19 protein-coding genes and 1 pseudogene are annotated in these 21,664 nt (G+C 65.7%); 15 read left to right on the forward strand and 5 right to left on the reverse strand.

The window, feature by feature from the left end; all coding sequences use genetic code 11:
• Positions 1-35 precede the first annotated feature (35 nt).
• The 6 genes from I6F12_RS00735 to I6F12_RS00760 all read left to right on the forward strand — a co-directional run bounded on the left by I6F12_RS00735 (position 36) and on the right by I6F12_RS00760 (position 5,924).
• Positions 36-1,118, forward strand: a complete 1,083-nt coding sequence (locus tag I6F12_RS00735) for an ABC transporter ATP-binding protein (RefSeq protein WP_225155266.1) — start codon at positions 36-38, stop codon at positions 1,116-1,118.
• A gap of 36 nt (positions 1,119-1,154) precedes the next feature.
• On the forward strand, positions 1,155-1,871 hold the full coding sequence (locus I6F12_RS00740) for an HAD family hydrolase (protein ID WP_225155267.1): 717 nt from the start codon (positions 1,155-1,157) through the stop codon (positions 1,869-1,871).
• Positions 1,872-1,885: 14 nt separating this feature from the next.
• The gene (locus I6F12_RS00745) at positions 1,886-3,193 is read left to right on the forward strand and encodes an FAD-binding oxidoreductase (protein ID WP_225155268.1); all 1,308 of its coding nucleotides are present in this window, start codon (positions 1,886-1,888) and stop codon (positions 3,191-3,193) included.
• Between the two features lie 21 nt (positions 3,194-3,214).
• Complete coding sequence (locus I6F12_RS00750; protein WP_225126135.1) at positions 3,215-4,261, forward strand: ABC transporter substrate-binding protein; 1,047 nt, start codon at positions 3,215-3,217, stop codon at positions 4,259-4,261.
• Positions 4,262-4,329: 68 nt separating this feature from the next.
• Positions 4,330-5,142 carry an ABC transporter permease gene (locus I6F12_RS00755; RefSeq protein ID WP_225155269.1) on the forward strand — a complete coding sequence of 271 codons (813 nt, stop codon included), beginning with the start codon at positions 4,330-4,332 and terminating at the stop codon, positions 5,140-5,142.
• The gene (locus tag I6F12_RS00760; protein ID WP_225155270.1) at positions 5,139-5,924 is read left to right on the forward strand and encodes an ABC transporter permease; all 786 of its coding nucleotides are present in this window, start codon (positions 5,139-5,141) and stop codon (positions 5,922-5,924) included. The genes I6F12_RS00755 and I6F12_RS00760 overlap by 4 nt, the downstream gene beginning before the upstream one ends.
• Positions 5,925-5,955: 31 nt before the next feature.
• On the opposite strand, the pseudogene I6F12_RS00765 reads toward I6F12_RS00760, so the two are convergent.
• Positions 5,956-6,643 (reverse strand): annotated as a pseudogene (locus I6F12_RS00765) (aspartate/glutamate racemase family protein).
• Between the two features lie 213 nt (positions 6,644-6,856).
• Between I6F12_RS00765 and I6F12_RS00770 the strand changes: the two are divergent.
• The 4 genes from I6F12_RS00770 to I6F12_RS00785 are packed head-to-tail and all read left to right on the forward strand — an operon-like array spanning position 6,857 to position 11,345.
• Positions 6,857-8,518: a thiamine pyrophosphate-binding protein gene (locus I6F12_RS00770; protein WP_225155271.1), complete on the forward strand. Its 1,662-nt coding sequence runs from the start codon at positions 6,857-6,859 to the stop codon at positions 8,516-8,518.
• A gap of 4 nt (positions 8,519-8,522) precedes the next feature.
• The gene (locus I6F12_RS00775; protein WP_225155272.1) at positions 8,523-9,788 is read left to right on the forward strand and encodes an FAD-binding oxidoreductase; all 1,266 of its coding nucleotides are present in this window, start codon (positions 8,523-8,525) and stop codon (positions 9,786-9,788) included.
• A gap of 9 nt (positions 9,789-9,797) precedes the next feature.
• Complete coding sequence (locus I6F12_RS00780) at positions 9,798-10,538, forward strand: aspartate/glutamate racemase family protein (protein WP_225155273.1); 741 nt, start codon at positions 9,798-9,800, stop codon at positions 10,536-10,538.
• Between the two features lie 27 nt (positions 10,539-10,565).
• A complete protein-coding gene (locus I6F12_RS00785; protein WP_225155274.1) occupies positions 10,566-11,345 on the forward strand; it encodes an SDR family oxidoreductase in 780 nt (259 codons plus the stop codon).
• 152 nt (positions 11,346-11,497) lie between these two features.
• Here the strand turns inward: I6F12_RS00785 and I6F12_RS00790 are convergent, their stop codons facing one another.
• From I6F12_RS00790 to I6F12_RS00800, 3 genes are all read right to left on the reverse strand, one after another.
• The gene (locus I6F12_RS00790; protein ID WP_225155275.1) at positions 11,498-12,292 is read right to left on the reverse strand and encodes an IclR family transcriptional regulator; all 795 of its coding nucleotides are present in this window, start codon (positions 12,290-12,292) and stop codon (positions 11,498-11,500) included.
• 79 nt (positions 12,293-12,371) lie between these two features.
• Entirely contained in the window at positions 12,372-14,105 is a 1,734-nt protein-coding gene (locus I6F12_RS00795) for an FAD-dependent oxidoreductase (protein WP_225155276.1), read from the reverse strand.
• 8 nt (positions 14,106-14,113) lie between these two features.
• Positions 14,114-15,328, reverse strand: a complete 1,215-nt coding sequence (locus I6F12_RS00800) for an ABC transporter substrate-binding protein (protein WP_225139170.1) — start codon at positions 15,326-15,328, stop codon at positions 14,114-14,116.
• A gap of 366 nt (positions 15,329-15,694) precedes the next feature.
• Between I6F12_RS00800 and I6F12_RS00805 the strand changes: the two genes are divergently transcribed.
• Positions 15,695-16,996 carry an MFS transporter gene (locus tag I6F12_RS00805; protein ID WP_225155277.1) on the forward strand — a complete coding sequence of 434 codons (1,302 nt, stop codon included), beginning with the start codon at positions 15,695-15,697 and terminating at the stop codon, positions 16,994-16,996.
• Here the strand turns inward: I6F12_RS00805 and I6F12_RS00810 are convergent.
• Complete coding sequence (locus tag I6F12_RS00810; RefSeq protein WP_225155278.1) at positions 16,985-18,547, reverse strand: hypothetical protein; 1,563 nt, start codon at positions 18,545-18,547, stop codon at positions 16,985-16,987. The genes I6F12_RS00805 and I6F12_RS00810 overlap by 12 nt on opposite strands.
• A 309-nt stretch (positions 18,548-18,856) precedes the next feature.
• On the opposite strand from I6F12_RS00810, the gene I6F12_RS00815 reads away from it, so the two are divergent.
• From I6F12_RS00815 to I6F12_RS00830, 4 genes are all read left to right on the forward strand, one after another.
• Positions 18,857-19,318, forward strand: coding sequence for an Hsp20 family protein (locus I6F12_RS00815; RefSeq protein WP_025034360.1), 462 nt, complete (start codon positions 18,857-18,859; stop codon positions 19,316-19,318).
• 77 nt (positions 19,319-19,395) lie between these two features.
• Positions 19,396-19,887: an Hsp20/alpha crystallin family protein gene (locus I6F12_RS00820; protein ID WP_225126118.1), complete on the forward strand. Its 492-nt coding sequence runs from the start codon at positions 19,396-19,398 to the stop codon at positions 19,885-19,887.
• An 87-nt stretch (positions 19,888-19,974) separates the two neighbouring features.
• Positions 19,975-20,310, forward strand: coding sequence for a hypothetical protein (locus I6F12_RS00825; protein WP_074447551.1), 336 nt, complete (start codon positions 19,975-19,977; stop codon positions 20,308-20,310).
• A gap of 164 nt (positions 20,311-20,474) precedes the next feature.
• Entirely contained in the window at positions 20,475-21,581 is a 1,107-nt protein-coding gene (locus I6F12_RS00830) for a trypsin-like peptidase domain-containing protein (RefSeq protein WP_109145920.1), read from the forward strand.
• The last annotated feature ends 83 nt before the right edge of the window (positions 21,582-21,664 follow it).

Raw genomic sequence — 21,664 nt, forward strand, 5'->3', positions numbered from 1 at the left:
GGCACGCCGGCTGAGGGACATCGCGAGGTCGATCGTTGGACAAGCGAGCGGAAAGCGTCGAGATCAGGTCCGCCAGCAAGGCCTATGGCGCCGTTCGCGCCCTCGACGACGTTTCGCTCAATGTCGGCGCCGGTGAATTCGTCTCGCTGCTCGGCCCGTCCGGCTCCGGCAAGACCACGCTGCTCGGCATTCTGGGCGGCTTCATCCTGCCGACCTCAGGCACCATTCTGTTCGGCGGCCGCGACGTCACCTACATGCCGCCGCACAAGCGCGACATCGGCGTGGTGTTCCAGAATTACGCGCTGTTTCCGCACATGAGCGTCGGCGAGAACGTCGCCTTTCCCCTGCGCGCCCGGCGCCTGCCGAAATCCTTCTGGCCGGACAAGGTGCGCGCAGCGCTCAGCATGGTCGGGCTTGCCGGCTATGAAGAGCGCGGTATCGCGCAGCTCTCCGGCGGCCAGCGCCAGCGCGTGGCGCTGGCGCGCGCCATGATCTTCGAGCCGCGCCTGATCCTGATGGACGAGCCGCTCTCGGCGCTCGACAAGCAGCTCCGCGAATCCATGCAGATCGAGCTGCGCGCGCTGCACAAGCGCATCCAGGCGACCATCATCTACGTCACCCATGACCAGCGCGAGGCGCTGACCATGAGCGACCGCGTCGCCGTCATGAAGGACGGCCGGCTGGTCCAGATCGACGAGCCGGCCCGGCTGCACGACCATCCCGTCGATTCCTTCGTCGCCAGCTTCATCGGCGAAGCGACGATGCTCCCCGTTCGTCGCGTCGACGCTTCGAGCGTCGCGCTCGGCAACGCCTTGCTGCGCAGCGCGCGCGCCATTCCCGATGGCGATGCCCTGATGCTGGCCGTGCACAGCGAAAAGCTGCTGATCGATGACGGCGCGCAGGATGCCGCCTGCAACCGGCTGACCGGGACCGTCACCGACATCGTCTATCAGGGCGAGAGCCTGCGCATTTTCCTCGCGCTCGAAGGCGGCATCGCGCTCAGCCTGCGCCAGCCGAGCTACCATCAGGCCTATCACCGCATTCCGCCGCTCGGCGGCAGCCTCACCGTCACCCTCCATCCCGAGGACACCATCGTCGTGCCCAGGGTGAGGGACTGAACTCAAGCCTCATCCAACCCGAGAGAAGAAACTGACATGTCGACCCAAGCCGCGTTCAGCAATTTCAAGGTCCTCACCTTCGACGTCGTCGGCACCCTGATCGATTTCGAGACCGGCGTGCTCGAAGCGGTGCGCAAGATCGGAGGCAACAAGGCGGCCGAGCTCAGCGACGAACAGATTTTCGAATCCTACAAGCGCGGGCGTGACAAGCATTATGAGCGCTCCAGCGAGGTGATGTTCTACGTCTACCGCCATCTCGCCAACGAGCTCGGGCTCCCGGCGGACGATGCCTCATGCGACGTGTTCCAGCTCGCCGTGCTGCGCTGGGGCCCGTTCTCCGATTCCGTTGAGGCGCTCAAGCGGCTGCGCACAAGATTCCGGCTGGTTGCGATGACCAATGCCGACCGCGTCGCGCTGTCGTGCTACGCGCATGCGCTCGGCAATCCCTTCGATGACACCGTCTGTGCCGACGACACCGGCGTTGCCAAGCCTGATCCGGAATTCTTCGCCTACAACAAGGGCCGCCAGTCGGCCTTCGGCTACAAGCAATCCGACATCCTGCACGTCGCGCAGAGCCAGTATCACGACATCGGGATCGCGCGGAAGCTTGGCTATAAGGTGTGCTGGATCGAGCGCCGTCAGGGCATCGCCGGCTTCGGCGGCACGCCGGCGGTGGAGACGCTGACCAAGCCGGACTTCCATTATCCGACGTTGAAGGCGCTTGCCGACGCGGCCATCGGGCCGGCGGCGTAACGGAGAGTTGTGGCATGACACGGGACTGGCGCGCGCTGCCATCGGTCAATTCGCTGTGGGAAGCCACGGCGGAGCCGGCGCGCGCGTTTCCCGTGCTGTCGGGCGAGAGCCAAGCCGATGTGGTGATCATCGGTGCCGGCTACACTGGCCTCTCCGCCGCGCACCACATTGCCAGGAGCGGGCTCAGCCCCGTCGTGCTCGAGGCCAACCGTCCCGGCTGGGGCGCGAGCGGGCGCAATGGCGGCGTGATCACCGCAAAATTCCGTCTCTCGTTCCGCGAGATCGACGCCGCGCATGGTCGCGCCATGGCGCGGCGCATGTACGAGATCGCGCATGAATCGACCGACATGGTCGAGGAACTCGTCTCCGAATTCGGCATCACCAGCGCGAACCTTGTGCGCACCGGCCAGGTCAAGGCCGCGCACAATGAGACGACGCTCAAGGCCGCGATCGACGAGGCCAACTGGATGACGCGCGAAATGGGCTCCGCCGCGGTCCGCATCCTCGACAAGGGACAGGTGCGCGAGGAGACCGGCTCCGAGATCTTTGTCGGCGGTGTGCTCAATCCCGGCTCGGGCGGGATCCATCCGCTGAACTATCTGCGCGGCCTCGCAAATGGCGTTGCAAGCCGCGGCGTTCCGATTTTCCAGGAGTCGCCGGTCGTCAAGCTCCGGCGCGAGAAGGACGGCATCGTTGCCGAGACACCGCAAGGCGCGGTGCGCGCCAGGCAGGCGATCATTGCCACCAACAGCTATTCGGATCTGACCGGTGCCACCGCGCATCTGCAGCGCACGCTGATTCCCTTCCGCAGCGCCATGGTCGCAACCGAGCGGCTTCCCGGCAATCTCGCGGGAAAACTGATGCCGACCGGGCGCACCTACACCGAGACCAAGCGCATGATGCGCTGGTTCCGCATGGTCGACAACCGCGTCATCTTCGGCGGCCGCGGCGCCTTCGGCAAGCAGGATTCGCAGGCCGCATTCGACGCCTTGCGCAAGGCGATGGTCGGCATCTTCCCCGATCTCGCCGATGTCCCGCTCGCATACAAATGGTCGGGCCTCGTCGCGATGACGCTGGACTCGGTCCCACATATCGGCCGGCTCGATGACCGCACGCTCTTCTCGGTCGGCTACAACGGCGCAGGCGTTGCGATGTCGAGCCTGATGGGCAGCTATCTCGCCGCCTTCGTGCGCGGCGAGGCGCCCGACGTCGGCCTGCTCGACGCCCGGCGCATGAAGGCGATTCCGTTCTATCCGCTGCGGGAGCCCGCCGTGCGCGTGGTCGCCGGCTGGTACCAGTTTCTCGATGCGATCGGCAAGTAGGATCATTTGGAGGAGGTGAGGATGACGATGAAGCAGAAATTTGGATTGGGCTGCGCGCTGCTGGGCGCAATCGGACTGACCAGCGCGGCTGATGCCGCCGAGCAGATCACCTTCGTCTCGCAGGGCGGCGCCTATCAGCAGGCGCAGACGGTGGCGATCCTCGATCCCTCCGCCAAGAAGCTCGGCATCACCATCAACCAGGACTCCATTCCCGATGCCTGGCCCGCGATCAAGACGCAGGTCGGCAGCGGCAAGCCGATCTGGGACGTCGTCGACACCCCGACCGGTAACTGCCTGCGCGGCGGCGAACAGGGGCTGATGGAGAAGCTCGACTTCTCGAAGATTCCAAACGGCGCGGCGATGCCGGAGGCCTATCGCAGCCCCTATTCAGTGTCCTACGAGTTCTATTCGAGCGTACTTGCCTACAGCCAGAAGAAATTCCCGAAGGACGCGCCGAACAGCTGGGCCGATTTCTGGGACGTGAAGAAATTCCCCGGCCGCCGCGCGCTGCGCAACCATCCGTTTGCAACGTTAGAGGCGGCGCTGATGGCCGACGGCGTCGCACCGGACAAGCTTTATCCGCTCGACGTCGACCGCGCCTTCAAGAAGCTGGAAGAGATCAAACCGCACATCACGGTTTGGTGGACCTCGGGCGCGCAGTCGGCGCAGTTGCTCAATGACGGCGAGGTCGACATGGAGATGGCCTGGAATGGCCGCGTCAGTGCCGTCGCCAAGGAAGGCGCGAAGGTCGCCTTTACCTACAACCAGGGCATCCTGCAGAGTACCTCGCTCTGCATCCTCAAGGGCGCGCCGAATCTCGCCACCGCGATAAAATTCCTCAACGAGGCCGTCGATCCCGTGCACCAGGCCAACCTGCCGCTCCACATCGACTATGGTCCAGGCAATCCCAAGGCATTCGAGACGGGCGTGATCAAGCCCGAGCGCGCCGCGCAATTGCCGAGCGAGCCGGCCAATGCGGCCAAGCAGGCGCTGATGTCCTACGCCTGGTGGTCCTCGCCGGCGGGCGAAGCCGCCGAGAAGCGCTGGGCGTCCTTCATGCAGAAGTGAGCGAGGCAACGTTGACGACTTCAGTGCCAGATCCCTCCCAAAAACATCAGCGCCGTGAGCACGGCCTGATGCTGGCACTGGTCTCGCCGGCGCTGCTGGTGATCCTGGCTCTGATCGTGCTGCCGGTGGGCTGGCTGGCCTGGCAGTCGATCTACCATGACGGCTTCACGCTGGAGAATTATCGCCGCGTCTTCACCGAAGACGTCTACTGGCGCAGCTTCGCGCTGACCTTCGAGATCAGCCTCGCGGTCACGGCAATCGCGCTGCTGCTCGGCTATCCCGTGGCCTACCTTGCCAATTCGGTGCCGAAAGGGTGGAGCATCGTCATCCTCTCGCTGGTCGTGCTGCCGTTCTGGACCAGCGTGCTGGTCCGCGCCTATGCCTGGCTGGCGCTGCTGCAGCGCACTGGCGTGATCAACCAGTTCATGCGCTATCTCGATGTGATCTCCGAGCCGCTCGCGCTGGTCCACAACACCTTTGGCACGGTGGTTGCGACCGTGCACATCCTGCTGCCCTTCATGGTGTTGCCGCTCTACGCCACCATGCAGAAGATTCCCAACGATCTCATGCAGGCCGGCGCCAGCCTGGGCGCGAGCCCGTCGCTCACCTTCATGCGCGTGTTCCTGCCGCTGTCGCTGCCGGGCGTGCTCGCCGGCTGCACCATGGTGTTCGTGCTCTGCCTCGGCTTCTACATCACGCCGGAGCTACTCGGCGGCGGCCGCACCGTGATGGTGTCGATGCTGGTGAGCCGCAATGTCGAGCTCTACAACCAGTTCGGGGCGGCGAGCGCGGTCGCGGTGGTGCTGCTCATCAGTGTGCTCGTGATCTTCTTCGTCGTCAGCCGCTTCATCTCGCTCGACCGCGTGTTGGGGCAGAAATGATGCGCGCCTCGCCCGCACGGATCGCCCTCTTCGTGGTCAGCGCGCTGGTGCTGGTCTATCTGATCCTCCCCGTTCTGATTATCGCGCCGATCTCGTTCTCCAGCGCGCGCTTTCTCACCTTTCCGCCACCGTCCTTTTCGCTGCGCTGGTACCAGCAGTATTTCTCAAATCCCGCCTGGATGCAGGCGACGCGGGTGACGCTGACGGTCGCCCTCCTCACCGTCGTGATCGCGACCCCGTTCGGGGTGGCCGCTGCCTATGCCATCAGCCAGTCGAAGCTGCGCATCATGAGGCTGATCCACTTGGCGCTTCTGTTGCCGCTGGTGGTGCCGATCATCATCACCGCCGTCGGCATCTTCTTCGTCTATGCCAAAGTCGGTCTGGTCGCGACCATGCCCGGCCTCGTGCTGGCGAACGTGATGCTGGGCCTGCCCTATGTCGTCATCTCGGTGCTCGCGGGCCTGCAGAGTTTCGATCCGGCGCAGGAGATGGTGGCGCGCAGCCTCGGCATGAACCGCCTGCGCAGCTTCTTCGCGGTGACGCTGCCGCAGATCAAGTCCAGCGTGGTTGCGGGCGGAATCTTCGCCTTCATCTCGGCGATGGACGAGACCATCGTCGCGCTGTTCATTTCCGGCGGCCAGTATCAGCCGTTGACCAAGCGCATGTTCACCGCGCTGCGCGACGAGATCGATCCGACCATCGCCGCGATCTCGACCTTGATGACGGCGGCCTCATTCATGCTGGTGCTGCTGGCGAGCGCGCGACAGAAGCGGAGCGGGTGAGGATAGCGGGGCTGAAATTGACGAGATCAATTCACCCGATCGCGAAATCGGCGGCCGTCTCGGCGTGAATGGCCGTGGTGTCGAATGTCTCGACCGACGTGTCATTAGGACCGACCAGCATGGTGATCTCGGTGCAGCCGAGGATGATGCACTCGGCGCCGCCGGCGACGAGGGCCGCCATCACCTCCTGGTAGCGGCGGCGAGGGCGCGGCGACGTTGCCGAGGCACAGCTCGTCGTAGATGATGCGGTTGACCTCGGCGCGCTCGTCCGCGGGAGGGACCCTGACGTCGAGACCGTGCGCGCGCAATCGGTCGATGTAGAAGTCTTCCTCCATCGTGAACCTGGTGCCGAGCAACCCGACCCGCCGATATCCCTTGCCCCGGATCCGCTCGGCCGTCGCATCGCCGATGTGGATGAACGGAACGTTGACGCTGGAGATGATCTCCGGCGCCAATTTATGCATCGTGTTGGTGCACAGCACGATCGCCCGCGCGCCGGCACTTTCGAGCAGCCGCGCGACCTCCGCCAGGCTCGCCGCCGCCTCCTGCCAGCGGCCAGCATATTGTATCTGCTTGATCTCCTCGAAATCGTAGGAGTACATCAGAAGCGGGGCCGAATGCAGCTTGCCGATGCGGTCGCGGACCCGCTCGTTGATGAGCTTGTAGTAAAGCGCGGTGCTCTCCCAGCTCATGCCTCCGATCAGGCCAATGGTTTGCATTCCGGTGCTCCCGAACAGTGATTCAGAGGGATCGTAGACGAAGATGCCGAAGCTCGCCATCATGGCCGCGGCAGGGCCTGTAGTGCAAACGGCAGGGACGGGCATGACGCCTGCGCAGGCTGCGAGAAGCCTTTCGACCTTGCGCACGCTCTCGGCCTGTCTTAGGCCAGTTCCCGAACACGTGCGTATCGCCGAAGTCTTGAGGGAGCCGACATGACCATTCGCAACACCCGCACCGGGGGCCAGATCCTGATCGATCAGCTCGTCGCCCAGGGCGTCGAGCGCGTCACCTGCGTGCCGGGCGAGAGCTATCTGGCGGCGCTCGATGCGCTGCATGACAGCCCGATCGACGTCGTGATCTGCCGCGCCGAAGGCGGCGCGGCGATGATGGCGGAAGCCTATGGCAAGCTCACGGGGCGGCCGGGCGTCTGCTTCGTCACCCGCGGCCCCGGTGCCACCAATGCCAGCCACGGCGTCCACATCGCGATGCAGGATTCGACCCCGATGATCCTGTTCGTCGGCCAGGTCGACACCGGCATGCGCGAGCGCGAGGCGTTCCAGGAGCTCGACTACAAGGCGGTGTTCGGCTCGATGGCGAAATGGGCGGTCGAGATCGACCGTCCCGACCGCATTCCGGAGCTGGTCGCGCGCGCCTTCCGCGTCGCCATGCAGGGCCGCCCTGGTCCCGTGGTGATCGCGCTGCCGGAGAACATGCTGACCGAGACCGCGGCCGTTGCCGATGCCATGCGCATCGAGCCCGCCGTGAGCTGGCCGGCGCCTGCCGATATCGAAAAGCTCGGCGCCATGCTGGCCGGCGCAAGGGCGCCGCTCGTCATTCTCGGCGGCTCGCGCTGGACCGACGAGGCGGCCAAGAGCATCGCGCGGTTCGCCGAGCGGTTCGACCTGCCGGTCGCGACCTCGTTCCGCCGGGCCGCGCTGATCGACGCCGACCATTCGCATTATGCCGGCGACCTCGGCATCGGGCCGAGCCCCGGCCTGAAGGCGCGCATCGACAATGCCGACGTCGTCCTGCTGATCGGCGGCCGCATGTCGGAGATGCCATCGTCGTCCTATACGCTGCTCGACATTCCCAATCCGAAGCAGAAGCTGATCCATGTGCATCCGGGCTCCGAAGAGCTCGGCCGCATCTATCAGCCTGAACTGGCGATCCAGGCGACGCCGGCCGCCTTCGCCGCCGCCGTCGAGACGTTGAAGCCGTCAGGTGCGGTGGCATGGAAGGGCGAGGCCGCGAAGGCGCATGCCGATTATCTGGCCTGGACCGAGAAGGCGCGCGAGCTGCCGGGCAGGTTCCAGTACGGCGAGGTGATGACCTGGCTGCGCGACCGCCTGCCGAACGACGCGATCGTCTGCAACGGCGCCGGCAATTACGCCGGCTGGATCCATCGCCATCACCGCTTCCACAGCTTCGCCGCCCAGCTCGCGCCGACCTCGGGCTCGATGGGCTATGGCGTGCCGGCGGGCGTGCTGGCCAAGCGGCAATATCCGGATCGCGTCGTCGTCGCGTTTGCGGGCGACGGCTGCTTCCTGATGAACGGCCAGGAATTCGCCACCGCCGTGCAGTACGACGCGCCGCTCGTCGTCATTATCATCGACAATTCGCAATACGGCACCATCCGCATGCACCAGGAGCGCGACTATCCCGGCCGCGTCGTCGGGACGCAGCTGAAGAACCCGGACTTTGCGATGTATGCGAAGGCGTTCGGCGGGCATGGCGAGCGCGTCGAGCGCACCGAAGAGTTCGCACCGGCGTTCGAGCGCGCGCTCGCCTCGGGCAAGCCGTCGATCCTCCATTGCATCATCGATCCCAGGGCGATCTCGGTCGGCAAGGATTTCACGCCGGCGGTGAAAGCCTAGAGCGATGCCTGACGGCCGCCACGTCGCCATCATCGGAGCCGGCGCGATCGGCGTGATCAGCGCTATCGAGGCGCTGCGCGAGGGACATCGCGTGACGCTGATCGATCCGGGCGAGCCCGGCGGCGAGCAGGCGGCGAGCTACGGCAATGCCGGCTGGCTGTCGTCGCATTCGGTGATCCCGCCGGCCGAGCCCGGCGTCTGGAAGAAGGTGCCGGGCTATCTCCTGGACCCGCTCGGCCCGCTCGCGATCCGCTGGTCTTACTTGCCGAAGGCGCTGCCCTGGCTGATCAAGTATCTGCTCTCGGGCTGGACCGCGGCGCGGGTCGAGACCACGGCGTTCGCGCTGCGCGATCTCCTGAAGGACGCGCCGCTGCTGCACAGGAAGCTCGCGGAAGAAGCCGGCGTCCCCGAGCTGATCGAGCGCAACGGCGTGATGCACGTGTTCACATCGCGCGGCAATTTCGACAATGATCTCGGCTGGCGCCTGCGCAGGAAGGTTGGCGTCGAATGGCTGGAGCTCAATGCCGACGAAATGCGCCAGCGTGAGCCGGATCTGCATCCGCGCTACACCTTTGGCGTCGTGGTGGAGGAAGCCGGGCGCTGCCGCGATCCCGGCGCTTATGTTGCAGCCCTTGCCAATCATGCGATTGCCAGCGGCGCGAAGCACGTACGCGCCAAGGCGACCGGGCTGAAGCTCAAGGGCGGCAAGCTCGTCGCTGTGGTCACCGAGACCGGCGAGATCGCCTGTGACGCCGCGGTGGTCGCGGCCGGTGCCCGCTCGAAGCAGCTCACCGCGTCGGTCGGCGATCCCCTCCCGCTCGAGACCGAGCGCGGCTATCATGTCGTGATCGAGAATCCGGAAGTCGGCCCGCGCAGCTCGATCATGGCCTCCGACGCCAAGCTGGTGGTGAACTGGACCAACAAGGGCCTGCGCGCCGCCGGCACGGTCGAGATCGCCGGCCTCGAGGCCGCGCCGAACTGGAAGCGCGCCGAGATTCTGCGCAACCACCTCGTCAGCATGTTCCCGAAACTGCCGAAGGACATTCCGGCCTCGCGCGTCAAGACCTGGTTCGGCCATCGCCCGAGCATGCCGGACGGACGTCCCTGCATCGGCTATGCGCGCGCCTCGCGCGACATCGTCTATGCTTTCGGCCACGGCCATGTCGGCCTGGTCGGCTCGGCCCGCACCGGCCGTCTGGTCGCCCAGCTCGTGAGCGGCAAGGCGCCGGAGATTCCGCTCGCGCCGTTCGCGCCCGATCGTTTCCTCTGAGAGCGCACCATGACCGATCCCGGCAACTCCTCCCGTATCGCCCGTGGCGGCAAGGCCATCTACGGCGCGCCGCTCGGCATCCTGATGCTGGAAGCGCGCTTTCCCCGCATTCCCGGCGACATGGGCAACGGCACGACATGGCCATTCCCGGTGCTCTATCGCGTGGTGAGCGGCGCCTCGCCGGAAAAGGTGGTGCTGAAGGGCGCGGCCGGCCTCTTGCCCGACTTCATCGATGCGGCCAAGGATCTGGTGCGGCTGGGAGCGGAGGCCATCACCACCAATTGCGGCTTCCTCTCGCTGTTCCAGAAGGAGATCGCGGCGGCCGTCGGCGTTCCCGTCGCGACTTCCTCGCTGATGCAGGTGCCGTGGGTGCAGGCGACCCTGCCGCCCGGCAAGCGCGTCGGCCTCGTCACGGTGTCGGGCTCGACCTTGACACCGGCCCATCTCGAAGGCGCCGGCGTGCCGCTCGACACGCCGCTGGTCGGCACCGAGAGCGGCAAGGAGTTCTTCCGCGTCCTGATCAAGGCCGAGAAGGACGACATGGACATCGCGCAAGCCGAGCGCGACGTGGTCGAGGCCGGCAAGGAGCTCGTTGCCAAGCATCCGGATGTCGGCGCCATCGTGCTCGAATGCACCAACATGCCGCCTTATGCCGCAGCACTTCAGGCCGAGGTGGGGCTGCCGGTCTACGACATCTATTCCATGATTACCTGGTTTCATGCCGGGCTGCGCCCGCGCGTCTTTGCGTGAGATTGTCTCAAGTCCAGGAGTGAACCCATGAAACTATCCGGCAAGGTCGCCGCTATCACCGGCGCGGCGCGCGGCATCGGCAAGGCCTGCGCGAAGAGATTTTTGGACGACGGCGTCAAGGTCGTCATCTCCGACGTCGATGCCGAGGGCTTGGCGGCCACGGCCGCCGAGCTTGGGCGGCCGGATTCCCTGCGCGCCATCGTCGGCAACGTCGCCAAGCGTGCTGATGTCGATCAGCTGGTCGCGACCGCGGTGAAGGAGTTCGGCCGGCTCGACATCATGGTCAACAATGCCGGCGTCGCCCGCAACCGCGACATCCTCGACATCACCGAGGAGGAGTTCGACGAGATCATCGGCATCAATCTGAAGGGCGCGTTCTTCGGCGTGCAGGCGGCGGCAAGGCAAATGATCGCGCAAGGCAGCGGCGGGGTCATCGTCAACATGTCCTCGGTGAACGCGCTGCTGGCGATCCCGGCGCTCGCGACCTATGCGATGTCCAAGGGCGGCATGAAGCAGCTGACATCGGTTGCCGCCGTCGCACTCGCTCCGCACAACATCCGCGTCGTCGCGGTCGGACCGGGCACGATCCTGACGGACATGGTGAAGTCGTCGATCTACACCTCGGCCGACGCCCGCAAGACGGTGATGTCACGCACGCCGGCCGGCCGCGGCGGCGAGCCGAGCGAGGTGGCCTCCGTCGTGGCGTTCCTTGCCAGCGACGATGCGTCCTACATCACCGGGCAGACGATCTATCCGGATGGCGGCCGGCTGGTTCTGAACTACACGGTGCCGGTGAAGGAGAAGTAGGGGCGTTGTCGCCCCACTCTCGCTGTCATCGCCCGGCTTGACCGGGCGATCCAGTATTCCGAGGCGGTCGTGATTGAATCGATGGGCCGCGGCGTACTGGATTCCCCGCCTTCGCGGGGAATGACAGTCGTCGTGAGGCGGGCAGTCTGCCCTCACTCCGCCGCAACGGTGATCCCGTAACCCAGCCGCTTCGAAATGGCCCCCGCGCAGTCGCACAGCGCGTGCGCGATAGGGCTGTCCCAGCGGGCATCAAACGTGCCTTCCGGCCCCATCGCGGTGATGACCAGCGCGACGTGGCCGGAATGATCGAACACCGGCGCGGAGAACGCGTTGACGCCAGGCAGGGGATCGCCGAGCGCACGGGCGAGGCCGTGCTTGCGCACCTCGGTCAGCATCTCGGCGACCTTCGTGCCTTTCACAGCGCGCTTCGGGTTGTAGCCGACGCCGTGGCGGTCGAGGCCGCTGTCGAGCGCGGCGCTGATGGTCTTCTCCGGCAGGAACGCGGCAAACGCGCGGCCCGTCGCGGTCTCCAAGAGCGCCATCACCGAACCGACGCGCATCACGATGTGCACCGGCTGGGCCGGCTCTTCGAGCTGCACAACGGTGGGGCCGTGCGTGCCCCAGACCGCGAGCGAGACGGGGTGGCCGATCTGGCTCGCAAGGCCCGCGATCCTGGGACGCGCGATGCGTACGCCGGAGAGGCGGCGCAGGCTGATCAGGCCGAGCTCCAGCGCCAGTGCGCCGATCTCGTAGCGGCCGGTGCTCTCGTCCTGCTCGATCAGGCCGATGCGGGAAAAGCTGGCGAGATAAGGATGCGCCTTGGCCGGCGTCATGCCGGCCTCGCGGGCGAGATCGCGCAGCATCATCGGCTCGCCGCTGCGGGCGAGCGCGCGGAGCAATTCGCCGCCGACCTCGATCGACTGGATGCCGCGGCTCTCTCTCTTCATGCGCCTCCGATGGGCCTCAGTCACTGTTTGAGGGCATGATCTCTTCGGAAAACCGCTGCACACTTTTCCGGATCATGCTCTACGCCGCGTCGCGCTTGGCAGCGCTGTCGGCAAGATGTCGGCCGGCAATGTAGCCGAAGGTCAGCGCCGGCCCAAGCGTGATGCCGGCGCCGGGATAATTGCCGCCCATGATGCTCGCCATGTCGTTGCCGGCGGCATAGAGGCCGGGAATCACCCGGCCCTCGGCATCGAGCGCCCGCGCGTTCGCGTCGGTGACGATGCCGGCATAGGTGCCGAGATCGCCGATCACCATCTTGATGGCATAGAACGGACCATTCTCGATCGGCGCGACGCAGGGGTTGGGGCCGTGCAGCGCATCGCCCTGGTAGCGGTTATAGGCCTTCGAGCCCTTGCCGAAGGCGGCGTCCTGTCCCAGCGGCGCCGTCGCATTGAACTGCTTGACGGTCTCGGCTAACGCCTTGGCATCGATCCCGGCTTTCGCCGCCAGCGCTTCAAGCGTGTCGCCGCGCATGAGATAGCCGGTCTTCAAATGATGACCCAGCGGCATCGGGAAGGGCGGCACGCAGCCGAGGCCGTATTTCCGCAAGGTCCTGTGATCGCAGACCAGGAAGGCGGCGATCTCCTCGCCGGGCTTGGCCGCCTTGATCATGGCCTGGACGAAGTCGTGATAGGAATTGCCTTCATTGGCGAAACGCCTGCCGTCGCGCATCACCGCGATCACGCCGGGCTTGGCGCGATCGATGAAGTGCGGCATCACGCCCTTGGAGCCGTCCTTGCGCGTGGTCAGCGACACCGGCACCCAGGCCGCCGCGTTCGGCAGGCGATCCTCGATGCGGCCGCCGGCGCCTTCTGCAAGGCGCAAGCCGTCGCCGGTATTGCCCGTAGGCCCGGGCGAATAATGCTCAATGCCGGTCGGCGCATGCGGGAACATCTTCCTGCGCCGCTCGACGTCATGCGGAAAACCGCCGCAGGCGAGCACGACGCCTTGTCGGGCGCGAACGCGCACCTCGCGTCCCTCGCGCGAGACGATGGCGCCGGTCACGGCGCCGTTCTCGACCGTCAGCTCGCGCACCGGCGAGGACAGCCACATCGGAATCTTCAGGTCGAGCGCTGACTTTGCGAGGCGGCCTGCGAGCGCATTGCCGTTGGTGAGCGTCATGCCGCGGCCATAGCGCAGCACGTCCATGAAATGCCGCGTCAGGCGCTTCGCGACATAGACCGCCGAGGTCAGCGACTTCGTCACCCGCATGAAGTGGATGATCTCCTTGCCGCTTCCCAACATCATGCCGAACACGGTGAGCTCGGGCAGCGGCATGCCGAGCGATTTGATGAGATTGCCGAGCTCGCGGCCGTCGAACGGGCGCGTCACCATGGAGCGGCCGCCCTGGGCACCGCCGGGCGCTTCCGCGTGATAATCGGGAAACACCAGCGGCATGTCGAAGCGCAGCGCCGTCTTGGTGGTGAAGAAATCGACCGCCTCGGGGCCGGCGCTCAGAAAGGCATCGACGCGTGCTGCGTCGTAATTGTTGCCCGCCTCATGCCGCAAATACGTGCGGGCCTGCTCCGGCGTTTCCTCGATGCCATATGCCTTTGCCAGCGAGGTGCCGGGAATCCAGAGCCAGCCGCCGGAGCGGGCCGTGGTGCCGCCGAAGCGCGGCTCCTTCTCGACGATCAGCACGTCGAGCCCGCGATGACGCGCGGTGATCGCGGCCGACATGCCGGAGCAACCCGATCCGGCGACGAGCACGTCGCACTCGTACGTCTCCATGGTGCCATGCTCGTTGCCGGTCATTGCTCACCTCACTTCTTCAGGAGCGGACATTTGGACTCGGAGACCGGACGGAAGGCGTCATCGCCCTTCACGGTCTTGACGATGTCCAGATAATCCCACGGCTCCTTGGACTGCGCGGGCGACTTCACCTTGGCGAGATACATGTCGCGGATGACGCGGCCGTCCTCGCGCAACTTGCCGCCGTGGACGAAGATATCCTCGATCGGCAGTTCGCGCATCCTGGCCATCACCTTGGCGGAATCGTCGGTGCCGGCCGCCTTGATCGCCTTGAGATAGTGCAGCACCGCGCCATAGACGCCGGTCTGGATCATGGTCGGCATCACCTTGGTGCGCTCGTAGAACTTTTTCGACCAGGCGCGGGTCGCCTCGTCCATGGCCCAGTAGGACGCCGTGGTCATATAGGTGCCCTGCGCGGCCTTCAGGCCGATGGCGTGCACGTCGGTGTCGAACATCAAGAGGCCGACCAGCTTCTGGCCGCCCTGGACCAGGCCGAATTCGCCGGATTGCTTGATGGCGTTGTCGGTGTCCTGGCCGGCATTGGCGAAGGCGACCACGTCGGATTTCGAGCTCTGCGCCTGCAGCGCGAAGGAGGAGAAGTCGGCGGTGTTGGTCGGATGCTTGACGCCGCCGAGCACCTTGCCGCCCATCTCGTTGATGAAGCGCGTGGCGTCCTTCTCGAGCTGGTGGCCGAAGGCATAATCGGCCGTGATGAAGTACCAGGACTTGCCGCCTTCCTTGATCACAGCGGAAGCCGTCACCTTCGACAGCGCATAGGTGTCGTAGGTGAAGTGCACGGTGTTCGGGCTGCACAGCTCGTCGGTCAGCGAGCTCGCGCCGGGGCCGGAGAGCAGGGCGACCTTGCCGCGCTCGCGCACCATGTTGTGCACGGCGATGGCGATGCCGGAATTGGGGATGTCGACGACGGCGTCGACCTTGCCGTTGTCGAACCAGCCGCGGACGATCTGAACGCCGACATCGGTCTTCATCTGGTGGTCGGCGCTGATGATCTCGATCGGCTTGCCGAGCACGGTCGGCCCGAATTCCTCCACGGCCATCTTGGCGGCCTCGACCGAGCCCGGCCCAGAGTTGTCGCGGCCCCAGCTCGACAAATCCGTCAGCACGCCGATCCGCACCGCGTCGTCGGACACTTGCGCGCTGGCACCTGTGGTCATGGCAGCCGAAGTCATGGCCGCGAGCACGGCGCAGGCCAGAAGCCCTCTCATTATCGTTTCCTCTCTTTTTGGCCGCTTGGTGCGGCAGGGTCGTTGTGGAGGCAAATTAGATAATGGCAAATCAGTTTGTCAATGGCGAACAACGGCTATCGGCTGGTTCCACGATGGCCGGGTGATGCCGCGTAAGGAGCGCTCCTGCCTCAACACCCGTCATTGCGAGCGAAGCGAAGCAATCCAGAGTGTTTCCGCGGAGGCGGTCTGGATTGCTTCGTCGCAAGGGCTCCTCGCAATGACGGGTGTTGCGCCACCTGCGCACAAAATCCCGCGCCGCTTTCCAGTGAGGAGGCAACACCTCCACAGATTGCAACCGTCACAACGTTTGGCCATGATGCCCACTGGAATCCTTTGGGGCAGGGCATGACGACAGCAACGGGGGTCTCCGCTTCCGCGGAGCGATCGACGACGGCGCATGTGGTGTGGGCGAGTGCGCTCGGCACCGCGATCGAGTGGTACGATTTCCTGATCTACGGCACGGCGGCGGCGCTGGTCTTCAACAAGCTGTTCTTCCCGAGCTTCGATCCCTTCGTCGGCACGCTCGCGGCATTCTCGGCCTATGCGGTCGGTTTCGTCGCGCGGCCGATCGGCGGCGCCATCATCGGGCATTACGGCGACCGGCTCGGCCGCAAGACCATGCTGGTTGCGACCATGATCGCGATGGGGCTCGGCACCTTCCTGATCGGCTGCCTGCCGACCTACGATCAGATCGGCGTCTGGGCCCCGATCCTGCTCGTGATCCTTCGTTTCGTTCAGGGCATCGGGCTCGGGGGCGAGTGGAGCGGCGCGGTCGTGATGGTGATCGAGCACGCCGGCAATCGCCGCGGCTTCTACGGCAGTCTGGTGCAGGTCGGCTTCCCCGTCGGCGTCGCCGCCTCCACCGGCATCTTCGCCCTGATGACGAAGCTGCCCGAGGCGGACTTCCTCAGCTGGGGCTGGCGCGTGCCGTTCCTGATCAGCATTCTGCTGGTCGGCGTCGGCTTCATCGTGCGGCTCAAGCTCGCCGAGACGCCTCACTTCAAGGAGATCGTCGAGCGCAAGGAGGTGCTGGCGCAGCCGGCCCTCGAAGTGCTGCGCCGCGACTGGCGCAGCTTTCTGCTCGCGATCGGCATCACGGTGTCGGAGGTCGGGCTCGCTTATCTCCTCACCGTGTTCACGGTGGTTTACGCGACGACCAAACTCGGCCTGCCCCGGCAGGTGGTCCTGGATGCGGTGGTCTATGCTGCGATCGTCGAGTTCGCGACGCTGCCGCTTGCCGGCTGGCTGTCCGACATCTTCGGACGCAAGGCGCTGTATCTGGCCGGCGGCGTCTTCTCGGTGGCGTTGGCGTTTCCGCTGTTCTGGTTCCTCGATACCAGGGAGCCGGCGCTGATCACGCTTGCGCTCGTCGTCACGATGACGCTCACCCATGCGCTGCTGTTCGGGCCGAAGGCCGCGTTCATGCCGGAGCTGTTCCGCACCCAGGTGCGCTACAGCGGCGCCTCGCTCGGCGCCAACGTCGCGGCGGCCTTGAGCGGCGGCTTCTCGCCGCTGATCGCGGCTGCGCTGCTGGCCTGGGCCGGATCGTACTGGGCGGTGTCGGTCTACATCGTCGCGCTGTCGGTCATCACGATCGTCGCGACGCTGCTGGCGCCGGAGACGGCGCGGGGAGCGCTAAGATCCTGAGCGTCGGGACAAGCAAGCCGGATTTGCAGCGTTCGGAAACACCAGGAAGGTGATGGTCGTTGGCGCAAGTCTGACCGTTCCCGGCGGTGCTGCGCGTGCCTCGAGCCGGGGCAGCTGGCCCTCAGGGGTCAGCGTGAGCCTCTTGCCGTTCAACTGCACAATCGTACCCTGCAACTGCGCTGCGTGCAGCGTGTACCGCTCGGCGGAATCCGGCAGCGATAGCGTGCGCGATGTGCCGCGCGACGTGTTGATTGCGAGCAGCGACACCGCGCCTGTCGTGGCTGGGTGGCAATGCGCGTAAAGATGGAGATCGCGCGCAGCAGGTTTGCCTGCGTCGAGCACGATCGTTCCCATCAGCCGGCGCCAGAGCAGCGCGGCCCAATAGCTCGGCCGCGGCCGGAACGTTGTTTCGTCGAGCAGGCCGTAATCGCTGGCAGCCAGCGTGTTGTGCATCACCACTTGGACGCCGGCCCTCGCCAGGCGTCCGAGCTGGTCGAGATAGCGGAACGTGTCCAGAAAAGTCCGGTCCCATAAGCCGCCGCCGCAGGCGGCATCAGCCGTCTCGGTCAGCCAGATCGGCTTGCCCGGCTCGAATGCGTCGCGCAGCGCCTGGTAGGTCCGGAGTGTCGTATCCGTGCGGCCCAGCCATTGCTCCGAGAGGGCCTGCGCCGGATCGTCGTGCCCGCCGCATCGCGGTGAGATCGTGTTGTAATGGTGATAAGAGAACCGATCGACGCCGGGACCGGATGCGGCAAGCAGGTCCCGCGTGGTGAGCCCCGCTCCGGACGGCGATGGTGCATCGCCGACCGAGCCGGGACCGAGGATCAGCGTCTCCGGTGCGGCGCGCCGCATCCACTCGCGAAAGACCTTGAAGTCGCGGCCATAGGCGGCCGCGTCATAGCCCGCCGGTGCACCGCCCGTCGCTGCGAGCGTCGGCTCGTTCATGAATTCGGCGGCGGCGATGCGCCCACCCAGAGCGCGCGTGGTGTCGACCAGCTGCTGCGCCTGATCCGGCTTCCATATGCCGTGGTCATCGCGGCTGCCGGGACTGATCGCAAAGGAGGTGACGATCTCCGCATCGACCGCATGCGCGAACTCCACGACGCCGCGCCACTGCGCTCGGCTGAGCACCGAATTGAATCCCGGCGGTGGCTCTCCCGGCGCCTCGGCAAAGAACGTCGCATTGGCCCAGGTGCCGCTCACGCGCAGATTGGCCGGCGACAACGCCGCGGCGAGCAGGCGCAGTCGCGCATTGGCAAGATCGATCGGCGGCCGCGCGCTGTAACGATCCCGTTCGTCGAAGGCACGTGCGGTTCGCGGATAAGGCTTCCAGAACCGTCCGCCGGTCACCTCCACCATCTCGATGTTGTAGGATTGAAAGCGCGCATCGATCGTTCCGAGCGTCTTTAGTCCGGCAGGCGAGATGGCGATGTCATCGGCCTGCGCCGCAAAGGCGGTTGCGGCGGCCAGCAGGGCAATCGCGCCGGCCGTGCGACCGGCCGGACGCGGTCGGGTCCCTGGTCTGCGGTGTGCTGCCGCCTGGTTCGTCATGCGCGTTGCCCGGGGCCAGATGCGCGGAGGCAACCCGGCCTTACCCTCGACCCGCCCATTTTACCCCTATTTTACCTTGCCGTTGCCGCCGAGAGCGTCCGGGCTCGGCTGACCATCAATGGGGTCGAAAAAAAATCCGTTGGCCCCTCTTGAAACCGGTTTGCGGTTTTCTAAGTCGTTTTTCGCCGCGAGAGCGGTGTGTCGGATGCCAACCGGGTCCGGCACGGGCGCCGGGTTGGTCTTTCGGACCCGTCTGAAATCCCGCCTTGCGCTCCTTCGTATCCATCTTGCTCTTTGGAGGACTTGGTTATGAGGACCAGCTTTGACTTCGCGCCGCTGTGGCGCTCCACCATCGGCTTCGACCACCTGGCCGACCTCGTCGACAGCACGCTGCGCCAGGCGACCGAGGATAATTATCCCCCCTATAACATCGAGCGTTCCGGCGAAGACCACTACCGGATCAGCCTTGCGGTGGCAGGCTTCGGCGCGAGCGACATCACCGTGACGGCCGAACAAAACGCGCTCACCATCGAGGGCAGAAAGCCCGAGACCGCCGCGCGCGAATATCTGTACCAAGGCATCGCCGCGCGTCCGTTCCGGCGCGTGTTCAACCTCGCCGATTACGTCCAGGTGAAGCAGGCCTCGTTCCAGGACGGGCTCCTGATTATCGATCTCGTCCGCGAGGTTCCGGAAGCCATGAAGCCGCGCCGCATTCCGATCGCGGGCGGCGCTCCTGCGGCAACGCAGATCGAGCAGAAGAAAGCAGCCTGATCGCTCGATCGAACAGGTAGCGGAACGCGGCGCGCGCGTGCGCGGGCCGCGCTTTCCGATGCATGAAGGAGGGTACCATGGCTTTTCGTGATCTCATTCCCTGGTCGAAGAACCAGGAGCTTGCGCCGGCGCGCGACAATTTCGATCCGTTCCTGACGCTTCACCGCGAGATGAACCGTCTGTTCGACGATGTCTTCCGCGGCTTCGGGGCGACCAGCCTGTCGCCGCTGATGGAGGGCCGTTTCGGCTGGCCGAAGGTCGAGCTCAGCGAGACCGACAAGACGCTGACCGTCTCGGCGGAGCTTCCCGGCCTGACGGAGAAGGACGTTCAGGTCGAGATCGCCAATGGCGTGCTGACCGTCCGCGGCGAGAAGAAGGCGGAGCGCAACGGCGAAGGCAAGTTCTTCACCGAGCGCTATTACGGCGCCTTCGAGCGGCAGATTCCGCTGGAGGGTGTCGAGGAGGACAAGGCCGAGGCATCGTTCAAGAACGGCGTCCTGACCGTGTCGCTGCCGAAATCGGAGAAGGCGCGCGAAGGCGTCAAGCGCATCGCGATCAATACGCATTAAAGTCAGGTGAGACGACGGCGATGTGGCGCCGCCGTCTCATCGTCAACAAGCCGTCCCCCTGGAAAGGAGCATGTGGGAGACCCATCGATGACCAACGTGAATACCAGTTCCGGCACTCTCAATCCGCTGTTTCATCCTGCCGCCCATTACGACTCGCCTGCCGACGTCCTGAATGCGGAGGAGCTCTCGTCGCCCGAGAAGCGCGTCATCCTGTCGTCCTGGGCATCGGACATGTATGCGGTCGAATCCTGTCCCGCCTTGCGCGAGATTCCCGGCATGAGCCACACGGTCCGGCTCGCCGACATTCTGGCCGCCTTGCGCAAGCTCGACGGCGACAATGACAATGATGATCCGCCGCGGGGCGGCGGCGTGCCGATGCGGCTGCGGCGGCCATGGGCCGCCGCAGAAGGGCAGGCGGCATGATAGTCACGCCCACCGTCCTCACTCTCGTGCTGCTCGGTCAGGCCGCGGCAGCCTGGACTGTCCCGCTTCTGGCCCTGCAAGGCTGGATCGTCGCGTCAGGCGACGAAGGCTGAAGCCACGAAGGTTTCGAAACTCCCCACAACACAAGCGGCAGGGTGACGATGATGAATGCTGTGCGTCTGCTGTTCCTGGCCTTGCTGATGCTGACGCTCACGGCGTCGCAGCCTGCCGCCGGCCAGATCCCGGATGTGAAGACCGGCGGCCCGGTGCCGACCCTGGCGCCGCTGGTGCGCCAGGTGACGCCCGCCGTGGTCAACATCTCCGTGCACGGCCGCGTGCGCGAGGACAATCCGCTCTATCGCGATCCGCTGTTTCGCGAGTTCTTCGACGTTCCCCGGCAGATCGAGAAGGAGGTCAATGCGACCGGCTCCGGGGTCATCGTCGACGCCCAGCGCGGCTATGTGCTGACCAACAATCACGTGGTCGAGGGCACATCCGCCGTTCAGATCACGACCAAGGACGGCCGGCAGTTCTCCGCCAAGGTGATCGGCCGTGATCCGCCCACGGATGTCGCGGTGCTCCAGGTTCAGAACCCGGTCGGGCTCAAGGCGCTTGCCTTCGGCGACAGCGACGGGCTCGATGTCGGCGATTTCGTCCTCGCGATCGGCAATCCCTTCGGCCTCGGCCAGACCGTGACCTCGGGGCTCGTCAGCGCGCTGGGCCGCACCGGCCTCGGCAAGCAGGGCTATGAGGATTTCATCCAGACCGACGCGGCGATCAATCCCGGCAATTCCGGCGGCGCGCTGGTCAGCCTGCGTGGCGAGCTCGTCGGCATCAACTCGGCGATCATCTCGCCCGCGGGCGGCAACGTCGGCATCGGCTTTGCCATTCCGGTCAACATGGCGCGCAAGGTGATGGAGCAGATCATCGTGAGCGGCCGGGTCGAGCGCGGCCGCATCGGCATTTCGCTGAAGGACCTGCATCCGTCGGTCAACAAGGGATTGAATCAGGGCGCCGTCATCGCCGAGATCGCGGCGGATTCGCCCGCAGAGAAGGCCGGCCTGCGCAAGGGCGATGTCGTGACCGGCGCCGACGACCGCCCGATCCGCACTGCCGCCCAGCTCCGCAACACGATCGGCCTGGCGCGGATCGGCGAGGACGTGAAGCTCACGCTGCTGCGCAACGGTGCGCCGTTCACCGCCACGGTGAGAGTGGCGCCCGCAGCCGGCACGAGCAGCGCACTCGCAGGCCCCAATCGCCTCGTCCGCTGAAACGAATGCGCAGGACGAACCGCGCTAGCGGTTCGTCCTGTGATGGCAGGGCTATGGCATTTGAATTTTGCGGAGGTCGTCAC

The organism is Bradyrhizobium sp. IC4059, from assembly GCF_020193615.1.
In the GTDB taxonomy this organism is placed as follows: domain Bacteria; phylum Pseudomonadota; class Alphaproteobacteria; order Rhizobiales; family Xanthobacteraceae; genus Bradyrhizobium; species Bradyrhizobium yuanmingense.

Bases quoted from the DNA above. Each gene is read 5' to 3' on its own strand.
- I6F12_RS00805 (WP_225155277.1), top strand. From the start codon at position 15,695: ATGACGACAGCAACGGGGGTCTCCGCTTCCGCGGAGCGATCGACGACG.
- I6F12_RS00810 (WP_225155278.1), bottom strand. From the start codon at position 18,547: ATGACGAACCAGGCGGCAGCACACCGCAGACCAGGGACCCGACCGCGT.
- I6F12_RS00770 (WP_225155271.1), top strand. From the start codon at position 6,857: ATGACCATTCGCAACACCCGCACCGGGGGCCAGATCCTGATCGATCAG.
- I6F12_RS00760 (WP_225155270.1), top strand. From the start codon at position 5,139: ATGATGCGCGCCTCGCCCGCACGGATCGCCCTCTTCGTGGTCAGCGCG.
- I6F12_RS00825 (WP_074447551.1), top strand. From the start codon at position 19,975: ATGACCAACGTGAATACCAGTTCCGGCACTCTCAATCCGCTGTTTCAT.
- I6F12_RS00780 (WP_225155273.1), top strand. From the start codon at position 9,798: ATGACCGATCCCGGCAACTCCTCCCGTATCGCCCGTGGCGGCAAGGCC.
- I6F12_RS00800 (WP_225139170.1), bottom strand. From the start codon at position 15,328: ATGAGAGGGCTTCTGGCCTGCGCCGTGCTCGCGGCCATGACTTCGGCT.
- I6F12_RS00815 (WP_025034360.1), top strand. From the start codon at position 18,857: ATGAGGACCAGCTTTGACTTCGCGCCGCTGTGGCGCTCCACCATCGGC.
- I6F12_RS00740 (WP_225155267.1), top strand. From the start codon at position 1,155: ATGTCGACCCAAGCCGCGTTCAGCAATTTCAAGGTCCTCACCTTCGAC.
- I6F12_RS00750 (WP_225126135.1), top strand. From the start codon at position 3,215: ATGACGATGAAGCAGAAATTTGGATTGGGCTGCGCGCTGCTGGGCGCA.
- I6F12_RS00795 (WP_225155276.1), bottom strand. From the start codon at position 14,105: ATGACCGGCAACGAGCATGGCACCATGGAGACGTACGAGTGCGACGTG.
- I6F12_RS00775 (WP_225155272.1), top strand. From the start codon at position 8,523: ATGCCTGACGGCCGCCACGTCGCCATCATCGGAGCCGGCGCGATCGGC.
- I6F12_RS00755 (WP_225155269.1), top strand. From the start codon at position 4,330: ATGCTGGCACTGGTCTCGCCGGCGCTGCTGGTGATCCTGGCTCTGATC.
- I6F12_RS00785 (WP_225155274.1), top strand. From the start codon at position 10,566: ATGAAACTATCCGGCAAGGTCGCCGCTATCACCGGCGCGGCGCGCGGC.
- I6F12_RS00830 (WP_109145920.1), top strand. From the start codon at position 20,475: ATGAATGCTGTGCGTCTGCTGTTCCTGGCCTTGCTGATGCTGACGCTC.
- I6F12_RS00790 (WP_225155275.1), bottom strand. From the start codon at position 12,292: ATGAAGAGAGAGAGCCGCGGCATCCAGTCGATCGAGGTCGGCGGCGAA.
- I6F12_RS00745 (WP_225155268.1), top strand. From the start codon at position 1,886: ATGACACGGGACTGGCGCGCGCTGCCATCGGTCAATTCGCTGTGGGAA.
- I6F12_RS00820 (WP_225126118.1), top strand. From the start codon at position 19,396: ATGGCTTTTCGTGATCTCATTCCCTGGTCGAAGAACCAGGAGCTTGCG.